Here is a 17900-nt window from a genome sequence, read left to right as displayed (position 1 = left end):
CTATAAAAAATAAGGGATTCTACATAATAAAAAATCATTGTCAAATCAAATAGTTAAAATATAATAAGCAAAGCATGAAGCGAAAGTTAGACAGCTCTTCGCTCCATGGTATATTTGATTAGTCAGATTTGGAGTAATTCAAACTCAAGACAGAAGGAAGCATTCCTCTAATTTGCTCTACTGGCTGTTTTATTTTAGCCGTTAAAAGCTCTCTAAAATGAGGATCAGTTGCAAAATAACGAACGGCACTTTCAACACCTTTAAAAACACCTACATCAAGTTCTCGTCTTTCTACACTAGCTTTTAAATCTAGAAGACGATTGTGATCTACACTAGGTGTGGGTGCTGTAAAAAATGAATAAGCTGATGAAATACTACTCCAAAAAGTGCTTTGAGGTTGTTCGGCTTCTGATACCGGTTTCCATGCCAGCATAAACTCTGTGGTACATAAAGGAGCAATTAATTTAATTAATCGTTGAATATCAGGATTAGTGAGAATTGCAGTATTGTCTGTACCATCGTATTTTGGCTGCCCATTTTTTAAGCACCAATTATAAATGGTTTTCATTTCGTCAAGCTGATTGTGAAAATCATCGAGACTAAAATTTTGGAGAATATAACCAGCTGCTCCACAATAAAGAAACATACTTAAAAAATAATTCGCAAATTCAGGAACGGGTAAAAGAAAGCCTACAAGCCAAGAACCACCCCATGCTGTGAGCCCTGTACTCATTCCTTGAAAGAGATACATTAGATTGGCATTGTATTCAAAGTTATTAATGTATTTTCTGAGCGAGGCTTGTTGCTCATCATCATTTGGGTTAAAGACTTTTGAAGTTAAAATCTTTAAAGCATCTGCACGTTCTCTTTTGTTTTTTTCAACGGCAGTCATTCCTTCAACAGTTAGTTTGCCCACAGTACTCTCCTTGAAAAAAATAATCAATAAAACCCCATTCATCCTACATGAAGTAATGGGAAATATGCTATTTCTTTTTTAATAAAAATAATACATTTATTAGTAAACAAGTTAACGATTCAATTATATTGATGTACAATAAAACATATTGATTAAATATATTTTCAAAATAAATGTCGATAAAAATCAATCTTGATCCCACACAAATTTATGAAGCAAATCTAAGTGAAGCTGAGAAAAATGCCCTCCAAGAATTTCTGAAAAGTAAACACATTGATAACATGTGGCTCAAAAATCAAGGATATCAATATACTACCGTTCAAGGTATTGAGTATGTTTTTTGTTTTACTAAATCACTATTAAGAAGAAAAAGAAGTAAGAACAAGGAAGGAGAGCGATTCGAGATATTTGACTTAAATAATGAGCCTTTAGGTCAAGGTGGATATGCTGTCGTTTATCCCATAGTAGGAACAATCAAGTTTGAAGCAAATAATCCAATTTTAAGAACGAGTAAAAATCGAATAGTCAAAATAGAACAACATAATGAGTATGATCGAAGCCATTCAGTGCTACAAGAATATAATAATCTAGTCCATGTGGGACATTTAGGTGCTAAACCGCCAGTGTTTGTTCATAACAATGGAAAAGAAAGTTTGTTAGTAATGAAACAGGCAAAAGGCATCCCTCTAGAAACATTACTTAATCCTAATAAACGAAAGAAGTATGCAGGTTTTATTCCCGTACTCACTGTAGAAAAACGTCTAGAAATTACTTTTGCAATTCTTAATGCCGTAAAAGAGCAGGTAATCGATAAGGATTTGATTCATCGTGATTTAAAACCAGGTAATATGATAATTGATTTAAGTAAAACGTCTTCTATTACTATTGATAAAGAAGGAAATATAAGTATTGCCTCTCCCTCTAAAGTGACCATTATTGATTATGGAAATGCAATAAGAGGGGAGTGTATCGAAAATCGCAGAGTAGGTACGACTGCTTATAGGCCTCCAGAGCTCTATTGGGGGACTCCAAGTTATACTCAAAAATCAGATGCTTATGCAGTGGGACGAATTTTAAGTTATTTATGGGGCGATGATTATCAAAATTATTATCTAGCCCACAAATCTCCTTGGAGTGAAATTAAAAAGAAAATCACAAATAATGATTTGTTTTCAGATCCGCAAATAGCTCTTTTCAAAAAAGATGAAGATCAAATAAAGCAATGCCTCAATGGTCTTTTAAAAGAAAATAGTGCAGAGCGTTGGACTGTAGAGGAAGCGAGACAATCATTTTTAAAAATAGACCTGCGAAAATATCACTTAAAGAAAGTTCAGCAGGTGTCTAAAACTGAGCTTAGACAATATGAAAAAACAATAGAAAAGCAAATTCAAACAATATTTACCTTAGTAGCGCAACTGTCTAAAAAGGGAGGTGAGCTAGTCCACAGAGGATTTAGACAAGAGGGTAGAAAAGCAGAGTATTTAGCAAAGAAATTACAACAATATACAGAAATGCTTGCTAAAAATCCGGATCCCGCGCTATTTGATCTTTATCGTAGAAATTGTTTCAAAAAAATAGACTCATCCAGAAAACTGTTGCAAAAGCATCGCGATTCAAGATGGATAGTTGCTGAAATAATCACTGCAATTAGTTTGTTAGGAGTCGGATATCTTTTTGCATTAGGAGTTAATTATCAAATTACGGGTAGATTAGGCTTGTTTTCGCAAACCAAGTCAGATCAAGCAGTTGAAAGAATTAGAAATTCTATTTATCAACTTTCATAAAATTATTAATGAATATATTATATGAGCGCCAGTAGAAAAATAGTTTTTTTGTTGTGTATAGTGTAAATGGAAATATTCAGATTTAAACAGAAGTTAATTTTATTTGACAAATATAAAGAGAGTAACTAATCTTGAATTGTGCAATGCAACATAAGGAGATGCTATGAAAAACCAATTTTTTGATCAAAAAATTTTTAATAATTTTGATACTCCAATACAAAAATTAATGGAACTCAATATCAAAATGATGCAAAATTTATCTCATATGAAACCCCTCGATTTATTAAGTGTAAAAAAACCAGAGGAGATTTTTGAAAAACAAATCGAACTATTTGCCCAAAATAGTCAAATGATACTTGATTACATGAGAACTACTTTCAATATATTAGAAAGTCATTGGTTTAATGTTTCTCGTAATTTTGATCAAAATCAACAACAAATGATGAGAGAAGCATCTGCTACCATAGAAAAAAGCGCTAAAAAAGCAGCTACTGCATCTAAAAGTGCTGCCAAAAAAGTTGCCGCTACAAAAAAACCAGTATCCACTGTAAAAAAAGCTGCTTCACATCCCACAACAGCCAATGCCAAAAAAGATACTAAAGCTACTAAATTAAGTAAAACACATGACACAAAAACTGAAAAAAGGAAAGCTAAAGAATCTACTTCAACACCAGTTCATGCAAAGGAGCCAACGAATCAAAGTACATCACATGGCAGTGAAAATATGTCAAATGTGAATACTATTCCTGAGAAAAGTACCACACAAGATTTGAATATCCAAAAACATTAGAAAATAATTGTTCCTAGCATACAGATTTCTCATTTTTACGAATTATTCTCTATGCAACCTAGATTTTGAGGTTGCTTAGGGGTATGACCTCGGATTGATGTATTCTTATCTCATAAATTTAGCCTGTCTCCGCCAACCCAATAACCTCCTAAATGGCCTATCTATCAGCATGTATATTTTATTTCTTAATCTATTTTTGCCTGGAAAACCACTTCTTGCAATCTAACACAAGAAGAGAGGAATATTGTTAAATCATTTATAGGCAAAATAGTTGACGCTTATAAGGAGAATAATATAGACCGATGTTCATTATTGATAAAGATGCTTCTGTGCGTGTACCATACATCAAAATCTTGCATTGTCACTTTTGATTGTTGCGTATGCGTCTAAACAATTATTTCGGTACTTTATTTGTATGCAATAGGTTTTGTTGAACGCATTTTAAAATTCCATTGGGGAATATGGTTAGAGTAGATTATAAGCTAATATCCGGTTTTACAATGGAGCTAAGCGGCGAATATATCAAACGGCAGAGCCTGAAAAACAATACTGCTTTTGGAGAGCTTTATTCATATAATTAAGATAGATAAGTATAACCGAATAGCTACCTGGAATGATGGAACGCAAGAAGATGATAATCAAGGTTTTGAGGATATTCATCTCTCTGATGAAAAGGATCGATCATATGAAATATTATTATATAATAATACTGGTTTCATCCTCTCTACTTTTATCTTGCCCTAATAGTTGGAGTAACCCCAATACCGACGCGGCAGAGGCACAAAAATTTATTGATAACTACACCAAACAGTATGTAAAACTTTATGCAAGTGCTAAAAATGCACGATGGCAATCAAACATTGAGATAAAGCCGAATGATTTTACTAATTCGATGATTGCGCAGAAAGCGGAGAAAGCTCTCGCTATATTTATCGGTAGTAAAGAAAACATTAAGAGCGCCCGCAAATACCTCAACCCCCAATATAAGCTAACAAAGATACAAGTAAAGCAATTGGAGCTAATTCTCTATTCTGCTGCTAATAGTCCTCAAGAGGTAGCAGCCCTTGTGGAAAAAAGAATACAAGCTGAGGTCGAGCAAATATATAAGCTATATGGATATCAATATATACTGGATGGCAAGAAAATAGGTATTAATAACATAGATTATATTCTTAAAAAAGAATCCAACCTCAATAAACGTCTGTCAGCATGGGAAGCAAGTAAACAAGTTGGACCTACTCTCAAAGCCGGGCTTATCAATTTACGCAACTTAAGAAATCAAACAGTACAGGTGCTAGGGTACCCTGATTTTTTCGCCTATCAGGTAAACAGTTACCATATGAGCACTGCTGAAATGATGCAGACCATGGAGCGTTTCATGAGGGAACTTTATCCTCTATACCGTGAACTGCATACCTGGATGCGTTATGAACTAGCCAAGAGATATGGTGTGAACACTGTGCCTGAATATCTACCCGCACACTGGCTACCAAACCGCTGGGGGCAGGACTGGAGTTCTATATTGAAGGAAAAAAGCATTAATATTGATAGTATCCTTAAAAACAAATCCCCTGATTGGATTATGAAATCAGCAGAGAGTCTGTATGTAAGCCTTGGTTATCCCAAACTGCCGGTAACGTTTTGGAAAAAGTCAAATCTTTATCCCTATCCTTCCAATTCATCCATTAAAAAGAATAACCACGCATCTGCCTGGCACATTGACCTTGATCAAGATATACGCATCATAATGAGTTTGGAGTCTAACGCTAAGTCGTTCAGGACCGCTCACCATGAATTAGGTCATATCTATTACTACCTCACTTATACTAATAAAGATGTTCCACCACTGTTACGGAAAGGCGCTAACCGCGCCTTTCATGAAGCTATTGGCACCATGATGGGGCTTGCTGCCAAGAAGAAGCCTTATCTGGTGGAGCGTGGTTTGATCGATAATTCCATAGAAATAGATAATATGCATACTCTTCTTAAAGAAGCGCTCAACTCCGTAGTGTTTATTTTTTTCTCTGCGGGCACGATGAGCCATTTTGAAAAAGCCATGTATGTTGATAACTTATCTGCGGACCAGTTCAACGCAAAGTGGTGGGAGCTGGTTAAGAAATACCAAGGAATTGAGCCGCCATTTATTAGAGGTGAAGAATATTGCGATGCAGCCACTAAAACACATATCAACAACGATCCTGCTCAATATTATGATTATGCATTGTCTTATGCTCTCTTATATCAGCTGCACAACCATATAGCCAAGAATATACTGCACCAAGACCCTCATGCTACCAACTACTTTGGTCAGAAAGCTATAGGAGATTTTCTAATGCATATTATGCGCTATGGAGCTTCTAAGGACTGGAGGCAAGTACTCAAAGAATCAACCGGAGATGAGCTGAGTGCCAAAGCAATGTTAGAATACTTTCAACCACTAGTTGACTGGCTGCATGAACAGAATAAAGGAAGGAACTATAGCCTTCCGGAAATTATGGAATAAATTTATGATTATCTTCGCCACGATGAGCATAGGTTGACTAACATGTGGTGAAAATTCTATTCCGATCATCGGACTTTTTTTAATTATTGAACAAAGCCCGCGTCAAATGATTCACCCCTAATATCTTCTTTAAGCGTATTAAGAGTTTTTTCTATTTTATCTACCTTATTAATTGAATCAGTATTGACTTTGTTAAAAAACGTTTGTCTATTGCTATTTATATAATGATATAAAGGCACTATACCTAAGCTGGTAATGGTTTTTAAGACATTTATAAAGAGTTCTTTCCAGCCCGTATGCACTTCTAGGATAGGCCTACTTATATTTATATGCTCACTGCATCGCTCCTTAAACTGATCAAATTCAATCTTACCAGATTGATATTGAATGAACTCAGCATTGAGGTTCTTATGTAATTTCACTGCCGTTTCTTCTTTTAGTCTGTTGTTATTCCTGTTGAATTTTTCTGATTTTGCTTTAATTTGATCCAAAAGGTTTTGAAAATGGTGGACTGCTTGCGGATTTAACTTGGGTCTCAATGGTCTTGATAATGGAGCTTCAGGAGTTTCAGCGTGATCTGCATCATTAGTCCATGATGATAAGTCAGGGAAGCTTTCCCTAAAGTTCGAGTCTTTTGAATCTAAAGAGAAAAGAACTGAATTTGGTGAAGTACAATCTAAATCAGTTGCTAATTCAACCTTATCATTATCAGTTTGAGCATCCTCAACACCTTGGTGCTCTTTTTCAGTGGCTTTTTCACCACTATAATCCTGTTTTTGATCTGTTACTCCAAGATATACTTCTGGATTTTTTATCAACTCATCAAATTCATGCTGTATTGCTTTACTGAATTCTTCCATATATTCTTGATAATCTGATATGTCTTTTTTATAGCGCTCGTCAAGAGTTATTAAATCAATTGCAGAAATAACGTAATCGCCCTCATCACATGTATCTGGTTTAAGTCGCAAAGTAAAAATCTTGTCAAAAACAGCATCCAGCGTTCCTACAGGAAGATTTTTAAGTTCATCTTTGGAGTGACGCTCAAAAAACTTCTTAAGTTCTAAATCGAAAAAGGGGAATTCACCATATTTTTTTAGTAACTTGAGGGTATCAAATCTTGCCGAGACAAAAGAATTAAATCCAAAACTATCTTTAGGTCCTAATTGTATTTGATTTTCCTGAACATTTTGGCTTTTTAAAAAAGCATCAATCTTCTCTGCTAAATTAATAATATCAGCGATAGAAGAATAGTTATCAAAGTAAACTGTAAACTGATCTGTATTTTTAAAACGGTTATCAAGACATTCAGGTTGAATGATTTTAAATTTAAAGCTCAGCTCATTATCTGCTGATTCGGACTCTTTTATTAAGAAAGAGATCAAATTTAATATAACAGAGTGATCTAATTCACTTATCTCATTAAGACTTATATGCAATTTTAAAGATGCCTCGGGATTATTATAATCGTTAAAGATATCCAGCGCCGATATAGCATTAGTTGCCTCACGGACTAAATTAGCATCATTTCTCTGGTCCATGTAATATTGAGTAATTCTTCCATGAGCATAAAAATCGGGTTTATATTCTTTTTTTAATCGTATTACTTTGTCTTTTCTGGGCTTTATAAAGAGAAAGCTTGCATAAATTTCACTTAACGTTTTAACGTTACTACTCAATGCATTAGTAGTTAGCTCTTTAAATTTCATGATACCTCACACTTAAGTTTATTCTTTAATTGCAGGATTTGGGTAGTTAACTACGTATTGAGCATCAGCTTTCTCACTCAAGGTTTTTTCTGCTCTACACGTTTTCACGTGGAATAGTAAATTTGATTCCAAACTGAATAAATCCCCATAATATTTCCTTAGAAATAATCTGGTATATTCGATAAAACCTAGCACCGATGTTTCAATACTTTAACTTTATTGTTAAACCCTTGAAAACCAATTTTAAGCTTTAAAAATTAGTCTTCCCTTAAATCGACGCGCATCTTTCAAATGAGCTATTCCTTTATGGACTAGGAGGGCAGGGGACAGCTGTATAGCGGGAACCGCGATGGTGGTGTTATGGCTGGACAAAATTAGGCAAGTCCGCAAATATTTTTAAAATTAAGGGGGATTTGCTGTGATGTTTATTGCTTGACTAAAATCCGGTAACATCAATTGTAGCTGTTTTGCCAATGAGTAAAGCAGCAAATCCTTTTCTTGAGCAGCTCCAAGCTGTATTGAAATTGGGAGATGATTGTGAAACATAACTGGCATGCTTATAGCAGGTAAGCCAGCCTGATTAAACAAAGAGGTAAATGGAGAAAACTCAAGATTTTTTTGTAAATAATTCCCAAACTCATCATCTGTTTTTAATTCACCGATTAATAAAGGAAGTTGTGCTAACGCAGGGGTTAAAATTATATCTGTTTCACTTAATAACTGATGTAAGGGACAAAATAATTGGTACAATTTTCTTTTAGCAATGAGGTATTCAAATGCAGAAATGGCTTGCCCTTTTTGATAAAAATCCCAGGTAATGGGTTCGAGCTCATCAATGGTTACTTTTCTTTTTAATTGCATTTCTTGGATTTTTATTGTTGTAAAAGTATTTGCTGCGATTAAAGTTAGGGCGCATTCCCCTATAGTTTTGAAATCTAAAGTTAAATGTCGCTTTTGGATCCTGTGCCCTAATTTTTTTAATAACTCTTCGACGTGATGAATGGCTACAAGGTATGGTGATGCTATCGGTACTGGTGAAAAAGCGCCTTCTAAGCGAATGATATTTAGTACTTTCTTGGATGAAAGTAATGGTAATCTTCGAGGGGTTATTAACTTATGAAATAATGCCTCAGAATCCCTAAGTGAACGAGTTAAGACAAAATTTACTGCCAGACCAGACCATAGCTCATTAGTTAAAGGTCCTGAGGGAGTAAGTCCATTGGTGGGTTTAAAGCCTATTAATCCACAACATGAAGCAGGGATTCTGATAGAACCACCACCATCACTTGCAGTCGCAATGGGAGCGATACCTGTTGAAACTGCTGCGGCTGAACCACCTGAAGATCCTCCGCAAGTTCGATTGAGATCATAGGGGTTACGACAAGGCCCATGCAAAACGGATTCAGTAACGTAAGAGAGGCCTAATTCAGGGGTATTTGTTTTTGCAAAAGGAATAAAACCTAGAGAAATAAGTTTATTCACTAAATCACTCGTGAATAGGTCAATATTCCTCGCAAAAAAACGTGATCCTTCGGTACTCAAAACACCAGTAATATGATGTCCTAAATCTTTAACTAATAAAGGAACTCCATAATAAGGCTCATCACCACGGAGATTTTTAAGGCATTTTATTGCAAAATCAGGACAACTAAGAACAATGGCATTAAGTAACGGATTAACCTCATTGGCTCGCATTAATGCGCAATCAAGAACTTCACGAGCGCTTACTTTCTTTTTTTTGATGAGTTGAGCAAGTTCGTGTACATCATAATGAATATATTCGTTTACTAACATGAAATTACCTAATGGCTTAAAAACTCAGGAACAACACTGATTGTTCCTGAGTTGATATTTTACTTACTCATCATCATGGCAACTTTTGAATTGGTCTGCCATTTTTTCTTCCATTTTTTTCATTTTATTTTGTAACTCTGTTTTTTGTTGTGAATTAAGGACAGAATAGATTTGATTTTTAGCAGTTACTTTGGCTTTAATCATGTCCCCAATAAGTTTTGTTTTTTTGTCAATCAAGCTATCTACTGTTGCTTGATCCATATTCGCTGAGTCAACTTGTTGTTGGAGTTGTTGCTCCAAATCCTTCATTTGACTTGCATCATTTTTTATTGTTGAAGCAAGTTGTTCTAAGATGGGTTTGATTTTAGCTTTTTGGCTATCATCAAGTTTTAAAGAGCTAACCATATGCTTCAATCCCTCACCACAACCACAGGAGTGGGCTAGAACAACTGGACTAAGCACTAATGTGCATGCGAATAAAACTGTTTGAGCGATTTTCTTATACATGTTATGTTCCATCCTTAGTGAGTTAAATCATAGAATAGTATAGATGATTTTGGTGAAAATAGGATTGAATTCAATAGATTTTTTCTAATTTAGATGAGTTTTTTTAAACAGATCAAAAATGCGGGAGATCCCTCAAACAATCTTAGTGACGTTAAATGTACTTTGATTTAAAAAAATTAGAATTCTTTTTCATTACGCCATATCCCATCCCAAAATTCGGGTGGCTTTTTTATTAATATGCGACATCGCTTAATATAAAGTGCCGCTAACTGATCGCCTGGATAGGCTGGAGTAAGTTTTTCAAATAACTTAAAACTTTCGTCCCAATTGCCTTTTTGATAATGATAAAAGGCCTGTTCGAATTCCACTCTATGTTGTTTTAGGTGTTGAATATTTGGGGCAGTAATGAGCTCATAAATGGTAGTGCTTTCTCGTTTTCCACGAACAGCCACTTCATCAAGCATACGAAAAGAAAAGTGGCTTTTAGCTTCTTCGAAAATGGATTTACTGACAATAATCTGAGTATTATAGGCTTTATTAATTGCTTCAAGACGGCTTGTTAAATTCACTGAATCTCCTAAAGCTGTAAAACTAAGTCGTTCTTCTGAGCCAACATTCCCCACAATAGCTTCTCCTGAATGAATTCCAATTCTCAAAATAAGCTCGGGGAGATCACGATTTTGAGTTTTGGCATTAAACTGCTTAACTTGTTCTATCATACTAACCGCAGTTTGACATGCATGAAGAATATGAAGTTCATCAGGCAAGGGGGTATTCCAAAGCGCCATAATCGCATCGCCTATGTATTTATCTAATATTCCCTGATGAATCAGAACTGCATCTGTCATCAATTGAAAATATCCAGAGAGATAATTCATTAACTGTTTGGGAGGTGTGGCTTCAGCGAGTTTAGTGAAATCTTTAATATCAGAAAATAGAATAGTGATGTTTTGGTATTCCCCACCCACTTTAGCAATTTTTCCACTATGTAATAATTTTTTTACTAATGAACTTGGAACATAACGTTGAAATGAAGCAAGACTCGAGCGCATATTTGAAAGACTTTTATCCATGTAGCTGATTTCTTTGATCATCGTTTTAAGTAAGGGTTTGGGATAAAGATTTAATTGTGTAATTTCTTGAGCTTCTTTTGACAGTTTAATAATTGGACGTGATATTTTTTGCGAAACAAGACGAGCAATCAGAACACCTAGAATAAGAATAAAAACAGTCAAAAATAGTATTCTAAGACTTAGGTTTCTAAGTGGTGCTAAAACATCACTTGCAGGAACAATAATCGTAATATGCCAAATTTTTTCTGAATTTGCGTTAAAAATAGGTTGATTCACTAAAAAGAATTGCTGTTTATTATATTCGTAGAATGTCACTGGAGTTTTCTGGCTGTCCATGTCCAGCTTAGAAAGTGGGATCGGGATTTTAAATCGAAGATCCTTGGGGGTTAACCTTTGGCCACGAATATCTAATAGCTGCTTTGGATTTCTATAAGCTATAATTTGATTTTTTTCATTGGTTATATAAATAATTGAGTTTGGTGTAACTTGCAATTTATTAATGAATTTTTGCATGCTATTAACTGCTATGTCCATTCCCAGTACGCCCTCTAGCTTGTGCTGCTCACCATAAATAGGGATTGTTGCAGTAATACCATAGGTAAAATCAGTGTTTTTAGTAAATGAGTGAAATTTGTAGATATTAGTCCAGATTAGTTTCTTCGCTTTAACTGCTTCTTGATACCACAGACGGGTTCTAGGATCGTAGTTTATGCTTAGTGTCGTCTTTTTTAGAAAATGTCCTTGGTCATCGTATTCATAACGGGTTTTATAAGGAGGTTTTATTGAATTAGTAATAATATCCACTGCAATAATCCCTGGGTCTTGGCGATCAACTCCATAAACATCTCCATTTAATGTTGCATAATAAGCCGCTGAAATTCCCGGATTTTTGCGAACGGTGTTAAAAATAAAGGATTCAAATTCATTTCGATCATCAATGATACCATGGGTTAGCATGTATTGGATTTGGATAAGATCGTGATTTAGGGGAAGTAAATAGTCCGAAATATGATATTTAATTATTTCAGAGGTTTGTTCAATTGAGCTATGAGCACTGGAACTAAGGATTTTATTTAATCCGATGTAATTAATACTAATAATAGTAACCCCAACAAGGCTTAATAAAACCACAAATAAGGTAATAATGCATAAATAAATACTCACTTTGATGTGATGAATCATAATGCTTTTTAGCCTTTTTTTATTTTTTAGTATTATTTTTCTATAAGTATATACGTTTTATAATTAATTTTAGGTCAAATTGATTTTTATATGATGATAAGAATCAATAACAATAGCACCTTTATGAAATGTAAGTTCCAAATGGGGACCAAGTTTCAGTTCTTGCACAATTAGGATTTCTTAATGTTGAAAGTTCAGAAATGGTAGCAAATCCACGGTTATATTCTATGAATAGATCACACTATTAAAAATGCTTACCCGGGGTAATAAACAATGAATGTTGTTCCTAACAACATTCATTATGAATCATATATACAAGCTAAGCTTCTTCAGCTCCGACGGTTGCATTTCCTGTGGTGTAAGAATGTGCACCAGTACCTGCAAGTGCGCCTTTATTAACAATCAAATAAACATCGCGGATAGGACGGCCGTCAAACCAACATTCCAAAATTTCTCGAGTTCCTGCTGCATAACGTGCTTGTGCGGATAATGATGTGCCGGAAATATGTGGTGTCATGCCATGATGAGGCATAGTTCTCCAAGGATGATCTTTAGGGGCTGGTTGTGGAAACCAAACATCACCCGCATAGCCAGCTAGTTGACCATTTTCACAAGCATTTACAATTGCCTCTTGATTGCAAATTTTACCTCGTGCTGTATTGATAAGATAAGTGCCGCGTTTCATTTTACGAAGCAGTTTTTCATCAAACAGGTTTTCTGTTTCAGGAGTTAACGGACAATTAATGGTAATTACATCACATACTTGTACCAATGATTCAACATTCTCATGAAAAATTAAGCCTAACTCTTTTTCAGTTTTTTCGGGTAAACGATGGCGATCTGTATAATGTAATTTGACGTCAAAAGGTTTTAAGCGTTTCATGACTGCTAAACCAATACGCCCACATGCAACTGAACCCACTGCCATACCCTCAAGATCATAAGAGCGCTCGATACAATCAGCAATATTCCAACCTTTTTGTACCACCCAATGATGGGAGGGTAAATAATTACGTACTAATGCGAGAATCATCATCACCACATGTTCCGCCACGCTGATACTGTTTGAATAGGTAACTTCGGCAACGGTAATATTATTTTCTATCGCAGCTTGTAAATCCACATGATCAGAACCAATTCCTGCAGTAATCACTAACTTTAACTTTTTAGCTTTAGCGATTCGTTCAGAAGTTAAGTAGGCAGGCCAAAAGGGTTGCGAAATAACGATATCCGCATCAGGTAATTCTTTTTCGAAAACAGAGTTTGAGCCTTCTTTATCTGAGGTTACTATAAATTGATGTCCTTGAGACTCAAGAAATTGACGTAGGCCTAGCTCCCCAGACACCGAACCTAATAAAGTACCTGGTTTAAAATCAAGATGCCTAGGAGTAGGGATACTTTGTCCATCAGGATATTGCTCAATGATAGGTAAGTCGTTACGTGCATAGGTTTTTGGGCAACCATGAATTGGATCATCATAAAGAACACACAGAATTTTAGCCATAATTTTTCCTTAAATTGAATGGTTAAATGAGTAAAATTTGCTTTAAAAACTTGCTTGTGGAACCCGCCAAAAATAATAGAACTCATAATGTAACATCATTATTCTTTGCAAGCGAAAGATTTCTTATGTTTGTTTATCAAATTGCATTATACTCACAAACCATACAAAATTTATTGAAAATAAAAGGCTTATGCTATGGATAAGGCGATACCGTTTATTCTTTTAGCAGTATTTTTTTTATCTTATGTTGCTAAGGCAGATAATGTTGATTTTACTCCTAAAAATCCTTCATTTTTTTTAGAAGAAACGACGATTAGCTCGATTCATACCGCAATAAAAAATCACCAATTGACTTGTGAACAATTAATTAATCTCTATCTTGAACGAATTAAAAAGTATAATTTGAGTGCAGTAAAAGTTGCACCTATTAATGCATTTGTAGAAATCAATCAAAATGTAATGGATCAAGCAAGGAAACTTGATAAAATTCATTCAAAGGCACAACAATTTATGGGGCCATTGCATTGTATTCCTGTTGTATTAAAGGACAATATTAATACTTATGATGCAACTTCAAGTTCTGGATCTCTCGCATTATTAGGTAATCAACCCAGCCACGATGCTTTTTTAGTAACTCAATTAAGAAAAGCAGGGGCAATTATTTTGGGAAAAGGGGGGATGGATGAGTTAGCTGCAGGTATGTTTGGTATCAGCAGTAGAACTGGGCGTATTGGGAATGTTTATGATACAGAAAAAAATCCTGGAGGTTCAAGTGGAGGTTCTGCTGCTGCAGTCAGTGCTAACTTCACAGTGATTGGAATTGGTACAGATAATAGTGGTTCCATCAGAATTCCTGCTGCCTTCAATGGGGTTTACGGTTTACGACCAAGTACGGGTTTAATCAGTCAAAACGGTATTTTTCCTTCAGGTAATTTGGATGGTACAGCCGGGCCTTTAACTCGAACAGTTCAAGATCTTGCACATGTTTTGGATGTTCTTGCAAAAGTAAATCCAGAGGATAAGAAAACCATAAATGTTCCGAGAGAAAAAACTTATACTGTTTACTTGAATAAAAATGGGCTTATTGGAAAACGTATAGGAGTTGTACACAAAGTTGGATCTAGAAATGTCTTTAAAGAAATGCCTGATGACATATTACAAATATTGAAGCAATCATTACTCACCCTGAAAAAATCAGGAGCTACCATCATTAATGAAGTGAATTTATCTGAATTTAACCCCGATCGTTCTTCTAATATGGCAGGTATGAGGCAAGATGTGGATCGTTATCTAGGTTCTTATCCTTCCGTACGTAAGAATTTCGAAGATTTGTGTGATTCAAATAGAATAAGAGTTTTTGGTAAGGCTCAAAAGTGCATCCAATTTTTTGCATCAATGCCAATTAAATATGGGCCAAAGTATGAAACAGCATTAAAAACATTTGCAAAAAATAGAAAATATGTTGAAGAAATAATGAAGCAACAAAAACTTGATGCTCTATTAATGCCCATAAGTACTATAGGTATTGCAACTTATGAACCTGATGAAGTGAATACATGGCTTGCGCCTGTTTCATCCAATTCCGGCCTGCCCGCAATTACAATTAATTTTGGATATAATCACAGCCAAATGCCTATTGGAGTGGAGTTAATTGGAGCACAATTCAGCGAAGGAAAACTCATCGAAATGGCTTACGCATATGAAAAAAAATCACAGCCAAGAATAAAACCAAAGATGCCAAAAGAAAATAAGATATTACAAAAATTGGATATACCTGCTTACAATAATTTAATAACCAATATAGGTTATAAAACTTATATGAATGTGTTAATAAATAACGTAGGCAATCAACCTAAAGAACTCGAAGCAAAGCAATTTAAAACTCTGGTCAACAAAGAATTAAATAGTTTGCACGAAGTCCATCTAAAAAATTAGGCAGATAAGGTGCAAGAAAACATACAATCCGAAACTAAGATTGAATTTGTGAATACACTGCGCGGGATTGCAGCTCTAATCGTTGTGGTCTCTCATTATTTCAGTACTTTTTGGTACAAAAGAGATACAATAGCTCACCTGATTCATGTACCTTTACTTGCGCCGGAAAACTGTAACACACCTATTTATATAGTATGGCTTAATAAATTTTCTTTGTTTGATTGGGGCTCTTATGGAGTAGGTTTATTTTTCCTAATAAGCGGTTTTGTCATTCCTTTTTCATTACAAAGAACAAATATGCTCGGTTTTTTAGTGAGCCGATTTTTGCGAATTATTCCTACTTATGTTTTTGGATTTAGTATCACGATACTTGCTCTGTTTTTAGGGGCTCAATATTTTTTAACTTCTTGGTCTTACTCTTCACAAGAAATAATCATCCACTATTTTCCAGGTATCCGAGACATACTTGAATCAAAAAATATAGATTCAATTATTTGGACTTTAGAAGTTGAAATGAAATTTTATTTACTTGTAGCATTATTGGGATTTTGGTTTCGTCAATACTCAATAAAAATATTCTTTATACCTCTATTTTTCTTTCTTTTAAACTGTTACATCTCATATATGCTTCCTGAATGGGCGATAAGTAATTTCACCACATTTATCTGGAGTAGAATTTTTATTCTGCCTTCTCAATACCTCATTTTTATGTTTCTTGGTGTGGTATTTCACTATCTTTATTGTCATAAGCTTGAACCTGATCAAGGATATTTTGCAATAGGATTTTTGTTTCTTTTATTTTGTATTACTTGGTGGGCAGGGCCTTATTCAGAGAGTTTGATTCTCGTATGGAGTTATGCCTTAGCCTTGTTAACCTTTATGTTTGCTTATACTTTTCCTTATTTTTTTAAGACAAATCCATTAGTTAAATTTTTAGCGAATATTAGTTATCCTTTGTATATTACTCATTGTATTGGTGGCTATGTGTTTCTTCGCATTTTATTAGATAAAGGGTTTAATGCTGGATTCTCCTTAATTATAGTTAGTACTGTTGCAATTATACTTTCCTGGTTCCTTCACCTCTTTATTGAAAAACCTTCACAAATATTGGGAAGAAAGCTTACAGCAGAACTTAGCTCAAACTCTCTCACATCGAATTTATTTACCAGAAAGAGAGTAAAATCATTAAAGTTAAATCAATTACAATAAAAGTAGGAAGTATTATGCACGCTTATGAAACAATTTTAAGCAAGCAAGAGAAACAATGGATTTTGGAAAGGCGAGTGACACGACTCTCTGATAATAAAGAGGTACAAATATATCCCATGGGTGCTGAGCGCTATTTATCATCAGCTTTAATGGGAAATCAAACATATCGATACAATATTCGCTCAGATATAGAAGGAAAAAATGTTTTAGTGATCCCTGGCCATGGGAACAGTAGTTTTCTAATGGCCCAAGCTGGTGCAAAATCAGTGACTACTTACGATAAAGATCCTATAACAATTGCGTGGATGAAAGCATTTAAAAAATATTATCATTATCGGGAATATGATATTCAAGGCAAGCCTCTGGCATCAATTGGTGAATTGTTTACCTCGCTTACGTATTGGTATCCTGATTTAGTTAATATACCGCGAGTGAAATTAATTCATTTTTTATTTTGGATTGTGCATCCTAATTCGCTAAGAAGAGCTTATATTCATTACATGGTGGCATTGATTCAAAAAGCCATTCAAATAAAAACACAAGAGAGCTTTGAGCTTGATAAAAAAATTCAATTTCATGTAGGCACAATAGATGAAATTTCTATAATTCATGAAAGACAGAGTTTTCATACTGCATTTATTCCCTACCTTTTAGGCGTAGAAAACGGCATAGAGAAAGAAAAAGACATAGTACAATTTATGAAAAAATTGATTAAAATAATTCCTAATGGGCGTATTATAGTGAGTCCTTCTAAAAATGTTAAAGATTTTTACCTCATTGGAAAACGTTATTTTGTGACAACAGGTTATGCAAATATTTATGATATTCCTGGTCTTAAAGCATATTTTTTAGAGAATGATGAGCATTGGTTTCGCAGCCAAGGACTTGCCATATTTGGCAGGCAACATCCTTGACGCACCGAGTTATCCGGTTGTGATTTATATTTGCTTTATACTCATAATCATGTTATTTAATTTTTAAATGGAAATTGGAG

The 17900-nt window shown here is 34.7% G+C and carries 12 protein-coding genes; 6 read left to right on the top strand and 6 right to left on the bottom strand.

Features of this window, described 5'->3' with window-relative positions:
• Window positions 1-118 precede the first annotated feature (118 nt).
• Entirely contained in the window at window positions 119-916 is a 798-nt protein-coding gene (locus DYH34_RS08865) for a hypothetical protein (protein WP_058463289.1), read from the bottom strand.
• Between the two features lie 173 nt (window positions 917-1089).
• Between DYH34_RS08865 and legK1 the strand changes: the two genes are divergently transcribed.
• From legK1 to DYH34_RS08850, 3 genes are all read left to right on the top strand, one after another.
• Window positions 1090-2700: a Dot/Icm T4SS effector kinase LegK1 gene (gene legK1, locus DYH34_RS08860; protein ID WP_058463288.1), complete on the top strand. Its 1611-nt coding sequence runs from the start codon at window positions 1090-1092 to the stop codon at window positions 2698-2700.
• A gap of 163 nt (window positions 2701-2863) precedes the next feature.
• Entirely contained in the window at window positions 2864-3490 is a 627-nt protein-coding gene (locus DYH34_RS08855; protein ID WP_058463287.1) for a hypothetical protein, read from the top strand.
• Window positions 3491-4175: 685 nt separating this feature from the next.
• A complete protein-coding gene (locus tag DYH34_RS08850; RefSeq protein ID WP_058463286.1) occupies window positions 4176-5993 on the top strand; it encodes a M2 family metallopeptidase in 1818 nt (605 codons plus the stop codon).
• A gap of 83 nt (window positions 5994-6076) precedes the next feature.
• Here the strand turns inward: DYH34_RS08850 and DYH34_RS08845 are convergent, their stop codons facing one another.
• The 5 genes from DYH34_RS08845 to DYH34_RS08825 all read right to left on the bottom strand — a co-directional run bounded on the left by DYH34_RS08845 (window position 6077) and on the right by DYH34_RS08825 (window position 13762).
• Window positions 6077-7702, bottom strand: a complete 1626-nt coding sequence (locus DYH34_RS08845) for a hypothetical protein (protein WP_058463285.1) — start codon at window positions 7700-7702, stop codon at window positions 6077-6079.
• A 402-nt stretch (window positions 7703-8104) separates the two neighbouring features.
• The gene (locus DYH34_RS08840; protein WP_058463284.1) at window positions 8105-9496 is read right to left on the bottom strand and encodes an amidase; all 1392 of its coding nucleotides are present in this window, start codon (window positions 9494-9496) and stop codon (window positions 8105-8107) included.
• A gap of 63 nt (window positions 9497-9559) precedes the next feature.
• Window positions 9560-10003, bottom strand: coding sequence for a Spy/CpxP family protein refolding chaperone (locus tag DYH34_RS08835; protein ID WP_058463283.1), 444 nt, complete (start codon window positions 10001-10003; stop codon window positions 9560-9562).
• Between the two features lie 176 nt (window positions 10004-10179).
• Window positions 10180-12258 (bottom strand): adenylate/guanylate cyclase domain-containing protein, encoded by a 2079-nt coding sequence (locus tag DYH34_RS08830; protein ID WP_058463282.1) that lies wholly within the window; start codon window positions 12256-12258, stop codon window positions 10180-10182.
• A gap of 319 nt (window positions 12259-12577) precedes the next feature.
• Window positions 12578-13762, bottom strand: a complete 1185-nt coding sequence (locus tag DYH34_RS08825; protein WP_058463281.1) for an NAD-dependent formate dehydrogenase — start codon at window positions 13760-13762, stop codon at window positions 12578-12580.
• 195 nt (window positions 13763-13957) lie between these two features.
• On the opposite strand from DYH34_RS08825, the gene DYH34_RS08820 reads away from it, so the two are divergent.
• Genes DYH34_RS08820 through DYH34_RS08810 form a run of 3 tightly spaced genes read left to right on the top strand, consistent with a single transcriptional unit; the run spans window position 13958 to window position 17820 of the window.
• Window positions 13958-15697: an amidase family protein gene (locus DYH34_RS08820; protein WP_058463280.1), complete on the top strand. Its 1740-nt coding sequence runs from the start codon at window positions 13958-13960 to the stop codon at window positions 15695-15697.
• A gap of 48 nt (window positions 15698-15745) precedes the next feature.
• Window positions 15746-16906: an acyltransferase family protein gene (locus DYH34_RS08815; protein WP_238589404.1), complete on the top strand. Its 1161-nt coding sequence runs from the start codon at window positions 15746-15748 to the stop codon at window positions 16904-16906.
• Between the two features lie 14 nt (window positions 16907-16920).
• Window positions 16921-17820, top strand: a complete 900-nt coding sequence (locus DYH34_RS08810; protein WP_058463278.1) for a hypothetical protein — start codon at window positions 16921-16923, stop codon at window positions 17818-17820.
• Window positions 17821-17900: the final 80 nt, after the last annotated feature.

This window comes from Legionella cincinnatiensis, assembly GCF_900452415.1.
GTDB classification, from domain to species: Bacteria; Pseudomonadota; Gammaproteobacteria; order Legionellales; family Legionellaceae; genus Legionella; species Legionella cincinnatiensis.
This window is presented reverse-complemented; position numbering and strand designations above follow the sequence as displayed.